The 14,829-nt window shown below is 51.5% G+C and carries 9 protein-coding genes; 5 read left to right on the forward strand and 4 right to left on the reverse strand.

The window, feature by feature from the left end:
- Nucleotides 1-356 precede the first annotated feature (356 nt).
- A complete protein-coding gene (gene pbpC, locus LKK83_RS17375; protein WP_324632526.1) occupies nt 357-2,702 on the forward strand; it encodes a penicillin-binding protein 1C in 2,346 nt (781 codons plus the stop codon).
- Between the two features lie 524 nt (nt 2,703-3,226).
- Here pbpC and LKK83_RS17380 read toward each other — a convergent pair.
- Nucleotides 3,227-4,303 (reverse strand): glycosyltransferase family 4 protein, encoded by a 1,077-nt coding sequence (locus LKK83_RS17380; protein ID WP_324632516.1) that lies wholly within the window; start codon nt 4,301-4,303, stop codon nt 3,227-3,229.
- 696 nt (nt 4,304-4,999) lie between these two features.
- Complete coding sequence (locus tag LKK83_RS17385; protein ID WP_324632517.1) at nt 5,000-6,220, reverse strand: HhoA/HhoB/HtrA family serine endopeptidase; 1,221 nt, start codon at nt 6,218-6,220, stop codon at nt 5,000-5,002.
- Between the two features lie 274 nt (nt 6,221-6,494).
- Between LKK83_RS17385 and LKK83_RS17390 the strand changes: the two genes are divergently transcribed.
- The 3 genes from LKK83_RS17390 (at nt 6,495) to LKK83_RS17400 (ending at nt 10,791) form a co-directional block, all read left to right on the forward strand.
- On the forward strand, nt 6,495-6,791 hold the full coding sequence (locus LKK83_RS17390) for a hypothetical protein (RefSeq protein WP_324632519.1): 297 nt from the start codon (nt 6,495-6,497) through the stop codon (nt 6,789-6,791).
- Between the two features lie 110 nt (nt 6,792-6,901).
- The gene (locus tag LKK83_RS17395; RefSeq protein WP_324632520.1) at nt 6,902-8,704 is read left to right on the forward strand and encodes a sensor histidine kinase; all 1,803 of its coding nucleotides are present in this window, start codon (nt 6,902-6,904) and stop codon (nt 8,702-8,704) included.
- A gap of 263 nt (nt 8,705-8,967) precedes the next feature.
- Nucleotides 8,968-10,791, forward strand: coding sequence for an aspartate kinase (locus LKK83_RS17400; RefSeq protein WP_324632522.1), 1,824 nt, complete (start codon nt 8,968-8,970; stop codon nt 10,789-10,791).
- Between the two features lie 48 nt (nt 10,792-10,839).
- Here LKK83_RS17400 and LKK83_RS17405 read toward each other — a convergent pair whose 3' ends face one another.
- Nucleotides 10,840-12,360 (reverse strand): glycosyltransferase, encoded by a 1,521-nt coding sequence (locus LKK83_RS17405; RefSeq protein WP_324632523.1) that lies wholly within the window; start codon nt 12,358-12,360, stop codon nt 10,840-10,842.
- Between the two features lie 406 nt (nt 12,361-12,766).
- On the opposite strand from LKK83_RS17405, the gene LKK83_RS17410 reads away from it, so the two are divergent.
- Complete coding sequence (locus LKK83_RS17410) at nt 12,767-13,150, forward strand: DUF4346 domain-containing protein (protein WP_324632524.1); 384 nt, start codon at nt 12,767-12,769, stop codon at nt 13,148-13,150.
- Between the two features lie 393 nt (nt 13,151-13,543).
- Here the strand turns inward: LKK83_RS17410 and psb32 are convergent, their stop codons facing one another.
- Nucleotides 13,544-14,275 carry a photosystem II repair protein Psb32 gene (gene psb32 / locus LKK83_RS17415; protein ID WP_324632525.1) on the reverse strand — a complete coding sequence of 244 codons (732 nt, stop codon included), beginning with the start codon at nt 14,273-14,275 and terminating at the stop codon, nt 13,544-13,546.
- Nucleotides 14,276-14,829: the final 554 nt, after the last annotated feature.

Below are 14,829 nucleotides of genomic sequence, written 5' to 3' on the forward strand. Positions count from 1 at the left end.
CTGAAGGTGGATGGGGGATACGAAACCTATTGCTTTGTCAGGGCGAATACGCTGTTTATAGAACCAACCAGAGAGCGTCCTTACTAATATTATTTGCCCAATCAGAAAAAGGAACAGGTGAGACAATACTTGGGGAAATACCTACACTCTAATAATTTTGGCATGTTCTTAATATCAAATAGGAATATCTGTGAAAATGAGTCCGCGTAAGCGGACTCATTCTTTTTATGAGGATTCTGGAGGATTTTATAGGATTACTAGAGGACGATTTGCCCCGAAAGTGGCTCAACCATGATAAAATGAAAAGCCGGGGGTCTGGTTTCACCACCGAGGGACGATCGCGCGAGGCTAAACTCATGCAAAAACTCACCGAACTCACGCAATTTTGGCACAACAGAAATGCCAGATTTCGGCGTTCTATAAAAATTATCTTTGCGTTGGGTTTGCTGGGGGTGACGGTGCGATCGCTTCCCTATCTCGCTCCAATTCGGGCGTCAGACATTGCCCAGACGGAACAAGCCATCACCTTTACAGACCGCAACGCCCTGCGGTTGGGCACCATTCTCACGCAGAACCAAGACCGCACCGCAGTCGTGCCACTCGATCGCGTTTCCCCCCACTTTATCCAGGCGATTATCGCCGCCGAAGACAAGCGATACGACCAAAATGGTGCTTTAGACGGGCAAGCGATCGCCCGGGCTATCCTGGAAGCCCTGCAAGCGGGAGAAATCGTCTCCGGGGCTTCCACCATTACCATGCAACTGGCGCGGATGCTGGAACCGGCCCCGCGCACCTTGCCCAATAAAGTGCGAGAAGTATGGATGGCTTGGCGACTGGTTGCCGGGATGAACAAAGCGGAAATCCTGCATGCTTATATCAACCGCTTGCCGATGGGGGGGAATGTTTACGGCGTGGAAGCCGCATCTCGCACTTATTTCGGGTTGCCCGCCTCGGAACTCACCCTCGCTCACGCCAGCCTCCTGGCTGCGATTCCCAACGATCCGAACCAGTATAACCCCAATTACAACTGGCGATCGCTGAAAAATCGGCAGCGATACGTGCTACAGCGCATGGTAGAAGACGGCTACATCACCGCCACCCAAGCCGATCGCGCCCATGCAGAGGAAATCCAACTGTTACTGCCCGATCGCGGCATTCTCGCCGCCCCGCACTTTCTCTTTTGGCTTGCCAACCAACTCCCCGACGATATATCTCACCTGCAAACTACCCTCGATCGCCCCTTGCAGGAATTCGTGCAAGCGCAGGTGCAGCATGTGGTGAGCGCCCTTGCCCCCTATAACGTGCATCACGCCGCCGCCTTAGTCATCCACAACCCCACCGGGGAAGTGTTAGCCTATGTCGGTTCTCCCAACTACTTCGCCGACGCGCAACTGGGGCGCAACGATGGGGTGCAAGCCTTGCGCCAACCGGGTTCGACCCTGAAGCCATTTTTATACCAACTCGCCTTAGAAAAAAACGCAGTCGCACCCCACACCATTTTAGCCGACGTTCCCACCTATTATGCCATTCCCGGTGCCAAACTATACAGTCCCGTAGATTTCAGCGAAAAATTCTTAGGTCCGGTGCGGGTGCGGGTGGCGCTTGCCAATTCGCTCAACGTGCCTGCGGTGCGGGTGTTAGAGCGCGTGGGCGTGGCGACTTTTCTCTTGCGCCTGCAGGAGCTAGGGTTCCACAGTCTCACTGAATCGCCGGAACATTACGGATTGGGATTAGCCCTCGGTAGCGGCGAAGTGAGCTTGTGGGAATTGGCGCGGGCGTATGTGACGATCGCCCGTCAAGGGGAGAGGATTGCGCTTTCCGTCACCGACGGCGGGAAAGAAGGGGAAATCCCCTCCCCCGATTCTCCGCACTCTCTCGCCTCTCCCGCCGATTGGGCGCTGATTACCGATATGTTGAGCGATCGCCACGCCCGCGCCCAAGCGTTTGGCGTAGATTCGGTGCTGAGTTTGCCCTTTCCCGCCGCCGTGAAAACCGGAACCTCTTCGGATTTTCGCGATACCTGGACCGTGGGATTTACGCGGGATTATACCGTCGCCACTTGGGTGGGAAATTTTAGCGGCGATCGCATGAAAAAAGTCTCCGGCGTGCGAGGTGCGGCCCCCCTGTGGAATCGCATCATGTTACACCTGCACCAAGACAGGGAACCCGCCGCCTTTCCTCCCCCGGAAAACATGGTGCAACGTCCGATTTGTGCGACAACTGGATTAAAACCCACGGAGGAGTGTTCCTCTGTGGTGTTGGAATACTTCGCCCCGGAAGATTTAACCGCCTACAACCAGGAGGCGGAATTTACCTTATCCGATGATTATAATGAATGGTTATCCCGACATAATCCGCCCAATTTTGCCAGCGACGCCCTAAAAATTGTCGTTCCGCAAAATGACGATTATTTTATTCGCGATCGCACCCAAGATAACCCCCGCTTGCAATTAAAATTGGCCGCCATCCCGGAAACCCCGGTGGAATGGTGGATTGTGGGGCGTCAGGGGAAACAACGCCTTGCGATTACCGAGTCTAGCGATTCGATATTTTGGCCGTTAACGGTGGGCGAATGGACGTTGGAAGTGAAAAGTGGAAACCGCAGCGATCGCGTTACCTTTCAAGTGCAACCCACCGAGTCTCTCCCCGCCCGTCGAGGATTTTCTGCGATCGAAGAATCTACCAATACCGAATCGCCATAGCTTATATATAGCGGTTCTCATATTGGCCATCAAATTGGCGATAAACGGATGTTAGCCTGGGAAAAGCCACCCACGAACAGCAATTAAATTGCTGTCATGGGTAAGGGGCAAAATTGAGATTTGAATTAATTCAAACTGCCCAACTCTGCTTTATCCAGTTTAGCTATATTGGTGTCAGGTGTGAAGCGAAAATCGTGGTTGTGTTTGTCATTTCTTCAGTTAAGAAGGTTGACGGATTCCATCGACTAGAGAAACCCTGCCATTTTTGGATTGCTTGTCCCTTCGGTAGACAATTCAGCGGGATTAAGCGCTGCTTTTGGTCAACAGGGAAAGGGATTTCGAGGTACTGAGGTTCTTGCTATTTGGCGCTTTTTCCGCCTCTACCGAGGAGGGCATTTCTTGCCAGCAGTTGGTGCAGAACCAGTAAGATCCACCTTTTCGGAAATGGCGCAACAAAGAGTTATTACAGCAAGGACATTGGTTGATTTTCATACTCATTTTCCTCCGGATTCGAGCTGGGATGGTCACGAGGCGATCGCCATTGGATTTTTGACGTAACCGTTGCGATTCATGCTAGACGCCAAAACTTTTTGGTAAGCGGCTTCGTATCCATCTACCATTTTAGCAATACTAAAATGATTTTGCACGAGATTTCGGCAAATTTGCCGATTTAATTGTTCTGCAGTAGGGATAGCCGCAATCATCTCCTCAATGCTGTTACAGATAATCCCGGTTTTGCGATCGAGGATAATTTCGGGAACTGCCCCTAAATTCATGGCAATCACTGGGGTGCCGGTACACATCGACTCGATCGTGACCAAACCGAAAGGTTCCCTCCAGGTGATGGGGAACAGAGTAGCCACCGCATTACCCAGGAGTTCCACCTTTTCTTGGTGGGTGGTTTCTCCGAGATATTCGATTTGCTCGCCGTCGATGAGGGGGGCGATTTCTCGGTCGTAGAACTTGCGATCCACCGGGTCTACTTTGCCAGCAATTTTCAAGTGCCAGCCGGTTTGTTTGGCGATCGCGATCGCATGTTGGATGCCTTTTTCCGGGGACAGTCGGCCTAAAAAGGCCAAATACGGCGGATCCTGTGGCTTCTCCACGAAGGGATAGGCATCGATAGAGATCCCATTATAAACCGTGCGAATGTAATTGAGTTCCGGGCCTCCTTCCCGTTGCGAGTTGCTAATGCTGATATATCCGAGATTGCGATACTGCTGATATAACAGGCGCGCCTCGGCGGTAAAATTCCCATGCAGGGTGTGAACTACACCGCACTTCATCAAATCCGAAAATTGCAGCGCTAGGTATCCATTGTGGAAATGAACCAGATCGAACTCTGAGGCCATTTCCGCCACCCGGCGCAGTTGCAGCATCTCGTAAACCCCCGGCTCTTTCACCGTGGGTTCGAGGCGTAAAGCCCGAGGTACCACAGATTCTAGCTTGGCGCGGGTTTGAGAATCCCCGGAGGCAAACAACGTCACTTCGTGACCGCGACGCACTAATTCCTCCGTTAAATGGCTCACAACCAGTTCGATGCCACCATAACCCGGGGGTGGCACGCGCTCGGCTAACGGTGCAACTTGAGCGATCCGCATGTATTTTCTCCTAATGTGTAAAGTAAGTAAGTAACAGTCAATAATCGAGCGTAACTTTTGGTAGAAAAGCATCTACCTATGGGAAGAGTTTAGGGCATAACCCCACTCAGTTGCCTATTTTTCCGCAGCATTGCCGATGCTGGTGTTGGCGAAATCGCACTCAGCAAGGTTTAGCTGCCATTTTACCGCTTCTGTGGTTTTCCATCTGAAGATTATCTCCAATCTTCCACCTCTGGCTAGTCGTATTAACCGTACCTCTGGCCATTCTCCCACCTCCGTGGCTTTTCCCGCCGTTATTTCGAGGCTTTTTCTTGCCTAGAATCTGCCTTGCTATGAGGCAAACCGAGAAGTTAGTTCTAGGTTGAACTGTCTTGCGAACCTGGGTTTAGCGGTGTAAAAGTCGGTTTTTTGGCTTTATAATTGCAAGGTTAATTAGTAAAGCCGATTCAGGTAAAAAGGATTTTTTATTGGCAGTGACAAAGTAAATCGGCAGACATGATTCGGTAAACCCTACCCCCAGAGTGATGCTTTTTGGTCTTTACTGCTGCGATTGGAGGAGTTTAGTATATGAGACTACCAATGTTTGAGGAGATTGGGGGGGTGGAAGAAAAAAAGAGGCAAAAAAAAGAGACGCGCGAGCGCCTCTTGCCTCCAGAAGGAATACTCATTCCGAATTGTTGATTGCGTCAGGAATGATTAACGCCTCAGCCCGTTTTCTAATTGAGCCGTTTTCACCCGCAGTTCTAAATTTCTCGAACCCCGTTGAACTTGGACGCGCAACGTTTGATTGACGCCGCTATTTTCTACTATATCCTGCAAGCGATCGGCAGTGGTTACGGGAATGCCATTCACCGACAAAATGATATCGCCGCGACGAATTCCCGCTCGTTCTGCCGGTGTATTGGACATGACGCGCATCACCAAAACGCCATTTACTTCTGGCAGCACAATGGTAGAATTGCGGTCTTCATTGTTCTGTCGGGCTAATTCTGGCGTCAGGGTAATCATCTGAATGCCTACATAGGGATGAGGCACTTGTTCGCCCCGCGCCAACACATCGGTGAGCGCTTTTGCCTTATTAATTGGAATGGCAAATCCGATGCCTCTAGCGTCGGGACGAATGGCGGTATTGATACCAATCACCTCGCCATTTTCGTTCAATAGCGGTCCGCCGGAATTGCCTGGATTAATGGCTGCATCCGTTTGCAGGAAATCCAGCCGTTTGTCGGGGACGCCCACTTGCGAGGAAGAGCGTTCTAAGGTGCTGATAATTCCCAATGTTACCGTGTTATCTAATCCGAGAGGATTGCCCACTGCGATCGCCCAATCTCCCACTCGCACTTGCGACGAATCTCCCAAAGCAGCCACCGGTAACTGTTCTCCGGGATCGTTAATTTTCACCACCGCCAAATCCGTCACCTCATCGGTTCCGCGCACTTCCCCCTCAAAGGTGCGTCCATCTTTCAGCGTCACCGTCACTTTATCCGCGCGACTCACCACATGAGCGTTGGTCAGAATCAAACCGTTGCTATCGATAATAAAACCCGAACCCTGACCCCGCAACAATTCTTCCCGAGGGGCAGGGATCGCGTTCGGACCGAAGAAATCCCGCAAAAAGGGATCCTGAAAAAATGGATCCGCGCGACGGCTAATCGTTCGTTCCGTATCCAGGCGCACCACCGCAGGTCCGATCGTTTCCACCGCCGCCGTAACGAAACTACCCCCGCGACGCAGGGTTTGCTTCGGTTGTAGCGCCAAGGTATCGGTGGGAGTGGGCATCGCGTCATCCCCCCCCGTGGGGGTGGCTTGGGCGTATAATCCGCTCAGGGGATGGAATGCCAGCAGCAGTGACAATAGCAGGCTAACAAAAGCGCGATTCATCTGGCGCAACCCACGAGAAATATTGGAACCATGCATAGTTTTTAAGCGTTTGTCAGTAGATTTTCAGGCAAACCACAGTCGCGATCGCGACAAGGTTTCGCCCTATTCTTATTCCAGCCTAATCTAACTCGGCTCTAGGCTCAATCCAACTGCGGATCGGTTCTCCTGAACTCGTATCGAATTGGCCAAAAAACCCCCTTTCGGAGAAATTTTACCCCCATCATGCCCTTTTCCCGCCCAGAGGCGATCGCCCCTCACCGCCCGCCGCAGTCACTCGGCAATTCCTTTCGCAAACTAAACCCCGGCGATTTTGCTGCTAAATCCTTTACAATTTATTCAAGAATTTTTTCCAAAAAAATGCCCAACTTCCCTTGACAAATCTGCCAATCTTATAGAGGATAATAAAGATGGCAAACATTTAACCCCGAAAAGTCGATCGCAAGCCACGCCATTTTTTATCAAACCGCTTTGGCAGGCACATAATCGAGAATTGGGTGCATCCCGCCAATCCGATTCTGCCGAAAGGCTTCCCTTCATCACCCTGGGAAAAATCAACAGGCTTGCAAGTTTTATTTCATCGGGGCAAAAATCTATGACAAGGGGGTAATGCTAGCAAGCGTTGATGAACGCCGCCGGGGGAGCGATCGCAACTTCAATCCGAGCAAATGCGTTGTCCGTGCCTTTCCCCGTTACTGCTGCTATTGAGGCTGAGAAATCTTGAGCAATTACGTTTGGCAATTGAAGCGCAGTTTATCCAGACAACTCCTCACGGGATTTGGCATTTCCCTGATCGCCGTGGGATTCACCACACTATGGCTGAATTATCGTTCGATTCATTCTGACTTAGAGCAGCAGGTTCAGAAACGCGCCGAATCGATTGCCCAAGGGCTAGAATTTGCCACAGAAGGCGCGATCGCAGTTGAAAATAACATTCAATTACAACAGATCGTGCAGAATTATGCCACCCTTCCCGCATTAGTGGAAATTGCCATTGTCAGTGCAGATGGAAAAATCATCGCCAGTAGTTCCACAATCGAACGAGAAGGGTTTTACTTTGCTTTGAAACCGGAACTCACACCAGCCCTGGCGCAAGCCTCGAGAAGCGGGGAAAAAACCCATCAGGAATTAAGATGGAGAAATCGAAGCGTTTTCGTGCAAATATTGCCCTTTACCCGGGTATTGTTCGATGAAACCGGGCGGCGGGCATTGGCGATCGCGATTCTGGATCTCGAGCGCATGCAGCAAGACGCCTGGGCCACCTTTTTCCAGTCTACCGTCACCCTAGTTGCTGGCATATTCCTCATTTTACTCTGCATGGGGTGGTTCATCCAAAAAACCATTCTTCATCCCTTAAAATGCCTGCATAAAGCAGCGCTCGACAGCCAAAATACGGGGAGATTTGCCATGCCTCCGGCGATGCCTGCCAATGAAATAAAATTTCTAGCCAGGACCTTCGAGACCATATTCAAACAACTAGAAACCCACGAACAACTGCACCGGGAAGTAGAACAGCGCAAGCAAATCGAGGCTGCATTGCGCGAAAGCGAAACCCGAGAACGGGAAAAATCCCAGGAACTCCAAAAAACCATTCAAGAACTGCAACAAACCCAAGCCCAACTGATTCAAACCGAGAAAATGTCCAGCTTGGGACGGATGGTGGCGGGGGTAGCCCACGAAATCAACAATCCAGCCTGTTTTATTTACGGCAATCTCGCTCATGCCAGTCAGTATTTTGAAGACTTGCTCGAATTAGTTTTCCTCTATCAGCGAACCTATCCCGAAGCCACGCCAGAAATTCAAGCGGCGACGGATGAAATTGACTTAGAGTTTTTAGTCAATGACGTTCACAAACTGTTAGCCTCGATGAAAGTAGGCACGGAAAGAATTCGCGATATTGTGCTATCCCTGCGAAATTTTTCCCGCTTGGAAGAAGCAGAACTGAAGTGGGTAGACATTCACGAAGGGATAAAAAGTACCCTACTTATTTTGCACAACCGACTGGACTCGCAAAGCGAAATGGAGCGCAAAAAACCGCCGATTGAGGTCATCGAAGACTATGACGATATTCCGCCAGTGTTGTGCTATGCCGGATTGCTCAATCAAGTATTTTTGAATATTATCGGTAATGCGATCGATGCCCTAGAAGACAAGCAAAAGCGGGAACGAGAAGAAAATACCGAGAATTTCTCACCCTGCATTCACATTCGCACGGAACTGTTAAGGAGAGATTCCCCCCAAGGAAAATCCTATCGCATCAGCCGCCATCAGGCCAGTGCGCTGGATGAGGAAAGTCGATCGCGAGTGGCGATTTATATTAAAGACAATGGAAAGGGAATCTCCGAGAAGATAAGCTCGAAGATATTCGATCCATTTTTTACCACCAAACCCGTAGGAAAGGGAACGGGTTTGGGACTGTCAATTAGCTATCAAATTGTGGTGGAGAAACATGGGGGAGAATTAAAATGCATTTCAGCGCCGGGAGAAGGCACCGAATTTATTATCGAACTGCCGATTGAGTAAAGGGAGGCGTGAAACTTCCGAGATTATCGAGACTTTTCCGAAACTAGGGAGGCGATCGCTGAATTAAACCCTAGAGCGCTGCAATGGGATAACCTGTAGATACCCATTTTCCATCGCCATTCCTATCCGCTATTGGCAAACTTAGGTGCTACACTAATCCCTTTGAGCGACATTAAAACAACAATCCCAAACCCTCTCCTTTGCCAATGCCAGCGAAAGCAAACGGTAAAGGAGACACAACTCAGTCAACAAAGGAAGCAGTTATGGCACCGATCGTCCAAAAATACGGGGGAACCTCCGTAGGTTCAGTAGAACGCATTCAAGCCGTAGCGCAGCGAGTTCGCAAAACCTGCAAAAGCGGAAACGGCGTAGTCGTGGTGGTTTCGGCGATGGGCAAAACCACCGACTCCCTGGTGAAACTCGCCAAAGACATTTCCCCCAATCCATCCCGACGGGAAATGGACATGTTGCTGTCTACCGGCGAGCAAGTGTCCATTGCCCTATTAAGCATGGCATTGCAAGAACTCGGGCAACCGGCGATTTCCATGACCGGCGCGCAAGTCGGCATTGTCACCGAAGCGGAATACAGCCGCGCCCGGATTTTGCGAATCGAAACCGATCGCATCAAACAACAGTTAAACCAAGGCAAAGTCGTAGTCGTTGCCGGATTCCAAGGCATTACCAGCCGAGAAAACCTAGAAATCACCACCTTGGGGCGCGGCGGTTCCGACACCTCAGCCGTCGCCCTCGCGGCAGCCCTGGAGGCCGATCGCTGCGAAATCTACACCGACGTCCCAGGAATTTTAACCACCGATCCCCGTCTGGTTCCCGATGCCCGACTGATGAGCGCAATCACCTGCGATGAAATGCTAGAACTCGCCAGTTTGGGTGCGAAAGTCCTGCATCCGCGTGCGGTAGAAATTGCGCGCAACTATGGCGTTCCCCTAGTCGTTCTTTCCAGTTGGACCGAGGACCCGGGCACCAAAGTCACCTCCGCCACCCCCACCCCCCGGCCCCTGGAAGGGTTGGAACTGATCCATCCGGTAGATGCGGTAGAATACGATCGCGATCAAGCCAAAGTCGCCCTCTTGCGGGTGCCCGATCGCCCCGGAGTCGCCGCGCGCTTATTTGGCGAAATCGGCCACCAAGAACTCAACGTGGATTTGATCATCCAATCCATTCACGAAGGCAATACCAACGATATTGCCTTTACCGTAGGGAAAAACTGCCTGGTTCGCGCCGAAGCCGTCGCCGCCGCGATCGCCCCGACCCTTCGCACCCACCCAGAAAGCGCACCGGAAGAAGCCGAAGTGATGGTCGATCGCGAGATTGCCAAAGTCAGCATTGCCGGTGCGGGCATGATCGGGCGTCCAGGTGTGGCGGCGAAAATGTTCTCTGCCCTTGCCGAAGCGAGAATTAACATTCTGATGATTTCCACCTCCGAGGTGAAGGTGAGCTGTGTGGTGAATGCAGAAGATTGCGATCGCGCGATCGCCATCTTATGCCAAACCTTTGAAGTCAGTTCTTCCCCAGTGGAGGGCAACGCGGTAGGGATTTACACCGCTGCCGATCCCCAAGCCCCGCCGGTGCGCGGCGTGGCATTGGATACCAACCAAGCTCGGATCGCGATTCGTCACATTCCCGATCGCCCCGGCATGGCGGCCAAACTCTTCAGCCTATTGGCCGAAAAAAATATTAGCGTGGATATGATTATCCAATCTCAGCGCTGTCGCATCCTCAATGGCATTCCCACCCGGGATATTGCCTTTACCATCGCCCTCAGCGACGCCCCTGATGCCCGCAAAGTCCTTACCCCCGTGGCCGCAGAATGGGGATTTGGTGAGATTCTCGTGGATGAGGCGATCGCGAAAGTCAGCATCGTCGGCGCAGGCATGGTCAACCAACCCGGGGTCGCCGCTCAGATGTTTGACGCCCTGGCAAAAGAGCAAATCAACATCCTTTCCGTCGCTACCTCGGAAATTAAAGTTAGCTGCGTGGTCGAGCAGTCTGAAGGGAGCAAAGCTTTGCAAGCGATTCATGCCGCCTTTAATCTGGCCGAAATCTCCTCGGTAGAAGTGACGGCATGAGTAACGTGGTGCGTTCGCCATCGGCGAACGCTTTTTCACCCTGGTGGTTTATTCTTGTTCTTTGTCCGCCTGTTCCGGGATTAAGTAAATTTCCTTCAACTGTTCGAGAGTGAAATCAAACGCCGCGATCGGTTTGCGGAAAAAGGTGGGAATTGTCAGCACTTTTTCGGGACGACGAGTATTTGGCTCTTGTAAGAGTTCTTCGATGACCTTGAGATATTCTCTGCCGGTGGAGTGCCAGGTGTAGTCTTTCAGCACCAACTTTTGACAGCGCGATCGCAAGTCTTTCCAGCGATTCTTATCGCCAATGAGCTCTTCGAGTCCTCGGGCAATATCTTGCGGATCCTCGGGATCCACCAGGATGGCATATTCCTGATGTTCGGTTTTCAGAATTTCCTTAAGACCGCTCTTTTCCGTCACCACCAAGGGCAATCCCGCCGCCGCTGCTTCTAACGGCGCAAGGCCAAACGGTTCGAATAAAGACGTCAGGGCAAATACCGATTGACGCTGGGCAAGCAACCGATAGCAAGCCGCCAAAGCGGGTTGATCGGGCAGGGAAAAGGCGCTAATCTTGCCCCACAAGTTCTTTTCTTTCACCACTTTGCGGATCGGCATTAACACCCGTTCCGTTTCGTCGTCCGGGGTTTCTTCCTGGAGGGGATTCTCCAAACCGCTGGTAATCAGCACCAAATTTGCTTGTTTTTGCAGGGTTTCGCTACAGGCAAATGCATCCACCAACCCTTGCAGGTTTTTCTTGGGCGCAAGCCGGCTCGATGCTAAGATGACTGGCAACTCGAGCCGGTCTTCGTCTAGGTCTCGTTTCATGCGATCGCGCACGATCTGCTGCGTTTTCTCTTCCGACGGGCAAGTGACTTTGGCACTGAAGGTGTTGGCATCTACCCCGGGTGCGATAATCGAAAACCGCTTGTCCTCTTTGACATTGACGGCACCGCGATAGGCATAATGGCTGTATTGCTCGAAGCGTTCCCCTTCGGTACTGGTAATGTTCACCGCAGACCGATTCATGCTCAGGCGTTCTGCCACCAGGCGACGGGCAAAGCGGAAGTGTCTGTCCATGCCTTCGATATTCTCCGGCGCAACTTCCAGTTTGTCCATTTTTTGGGCACCCAGGGAATGTCCGGTGAAGGTAAAGGGAATCCCGGTTGCCGCTTCGAGCAAAACGCCGCACAGCCCCCCGTCGCCGTAGTGCGCGGTGAAGGCATGGGGAAAGCCTCCTTCGGCTTGGTACAATTCCATGACATTGGGCACCCAATCTTTAACCAGATGCCGCCAGAGGGATTCTTTTCGCAGAAAGTGTTTCGGTCCTGCCGGTAAGCGGATGATGCGGACGTTTTCTACGTTGGGATAGGAATCGAATTTGTCGGCAAATTGGGGCCATTCGGAGTCGATAATCTGCCGCGTGAGTATATCGACTTTGTGCCCTTGCTCTGCCATCGCGATCGCCACATATTTGACGTAAACTAACTGGCCCCCAAAGTCCGGATGTTCGGTTAGGTGACTGTCGTGGGGATCGAAATTCCCCTGGGGATTAAGAAATGCAATGTGCATGATGAAATTCTAATTTTTTCGTAGTACGTCTGCCTCAAGTTTATCGGCTCTCGCAGTTCTGTTGCCACGATCGCCGGAAAACTGTAGGTAAAGTTTTTTTCTGAGGCCCTAAGACGGGGGCAATATCTACTCCCCCCCCATTCAGTCTGCCCAAATCTGGTGTTGCCTATCGCGGTTGCTTCCCTGCCTTTTTTCCCTATCTGCGATCGCAACCCTTCTCAGGACACCCGCCCCTCAAGCGCAAATTTCGGGCTTTTTATTTTCTGTGGCTTCTCTTACAATTCTAAAATCTGATGATTCTCCTCTTTTGTGATGTCCCCTAGACTTTTAGACTGATAAAAAGGGCTGTTTGTGATGCTCAGTCCTGTCAGTTGCTACTCTAGAAGTTGAATTCACCCATCGGATTATGAATCAAACTGTGGAAAATATTCGTGCCCTTGATGAAGAACTGTCGAAACGGCATATCGATTTGGATCCGGGCGGCTATTTCATTATCTATCTCGATCGCGATGCCAGTTTAATTTGTGCTAAGCATTTCAGTAACGAAATTAACGATCGCGGTTTGGCGGTAGACCCGGAAACGGGCAAACCTATCCCCGCACGCGCAAAGGTGGAACGCACTCCGGAAACGGTTTACACCGCCAGAAGCGCCAAGGAGCTGTGCGTCAAAATTTTTGAAGGCACTCAACCCTCCCCGGTAACGATGCTCGATCATGCGGCTTATCTCGGGCGGGAATTTATCCGCGCTGAAATGGCTCTGGTTAATGGCGAGGACTACGTTCAGGATTAATCCCTCTCGGGTACGATTTCCTGCTTCCTTTATCATTTAATTTGCATTTTCGGCAGAGTCTCTGTGGCTGTGTTTGGACTCCATCTTTCCCGGTTGACCCGCCTCCCGGGGCAAGAGCCTCAAAATGGGCGTTCTCCTTACTGAAACCTCCTTTTATAAGGCGGTGGGAAGAACGATCGCACCCTGATGTTCAGCGTTAATTTCCGGTGGATGAGGCGCGGGTTTGACTGCGATCGCATGGAAAATCTTTATCCTAGATTTGGGGGATAGTATGCAAATTAAATGTTTTTTGCGGCAGAGGCGAGGCCATCGGTTCTGAGTGCTTCTCCCCAGGGGGCGCACTGCGGTGCGCCCACCCGTAGCGGATTGGCAATGGTTCCCTGGGCAATTCGGTTACTGCAAAAAGCCTCCTTGATAAAAATAATAGGTGGCCATTGGAATAACGGTTGCCAACACTAACAACACCACGACCACCACTGTGGCATTTTGGGTGTCGGTTTCTTCCGCCGTGGCAAAGGTGCGTTCCACATTTAGGGTATCTTCCTCTGTGGGCGGACCGGGATCTGGCTTTCCAGATAAGACGGCGATCGCGCGATCGCTGGCATCGGAAAGGGCTTGATTGTACTTATCCCCCTCCCTTAACGGCACTTGCAAGGTGTCTTGGGCGATGCTTTGCGCGATTTCATCGTTGAGAATCGTTTTGACTTGCTCCCCGGTGTGAATGGCTGAATTATTCGTCAGGGTATCGAGTACCAACACCGTTTGATTCTCCCCCGCTTCCGCCGTGGGAAACCATTTCTCAAACAGCTTGTCGGTGAAGCTTTCTGCCGTTTCTCCATAGTCTAACCGCCGAATGGTGACGAAGCGAACTTCGTTCCCAGTTTCTTGGGCTAGATTTTCCAAGGCTTTGCCGATTTTATTTTCCGTCAGGGGGCTGAGAACCTCGGCATCGTCAATCACCCAGGTGCGATCGCCCGGGTTCAGATTCGGCATTTGATAAACCCCAGTGGCTCCCACCGGTGCCGCCACCACCAGCATCCCCACAATCAGCGCGATCGTCGCAATTATCAGGCGATCGAATAACTCTCCCGCCCGCTTCATCTTCAATTTGAAAACTTGTCTCATAAATCTGTCCCAATGCCAAAAGTCTTTTTATGAAGCCTCCCCCACCTGAATTGCGCCCGGTGGGGGTGTCACAATGCGCGCCCTGGAACTGCGGGAGTCCACAGGTCACACAGACAGGCCCAGCTTCTAGGCGAACGTCCAGAACGTTTGCTGGAGTTGCCTCACGGTCATTTCTGCGCGTGAGCTTAAGAATGCCTCTGGCAGCTATTAGCGCGCCATTCAGGTCGCCGTTATCGCGCTTGCCAGAGCTAAATTTTGCTAGTCCATAGTTCTTTGGGTCACGCTTTACCTTCCCAGAACTGTCATCACCTAGCTTAAAAGTGTATGCCGCAACCACATCGAGCACTTTGCCGTCAACACGAAGCCACTTCATCGAAAATTAGGGGTTGGTAAGGGGGGCAAATGGAAACCCCTGTCATTTATGTATGGGGAGGAATTCGCCCCCCCTTACATAAACAGCACTCCGACAGGACTTCGTTTTTTTAGAAAGTACAAGGCTCCATTTCCCGGTGTACGACTGCTTAAAATTGAAACCCCTACCGCCTTGGATTTAC

Source organism: Phormidium sp. CCY1219, from assembly GCF_035615515.1.
Lineage (GTDB): Bacteria > Cyanobacteriota > Cyanobacteriia > Cyanobacteriales > Laspinemataceae > CCY1219.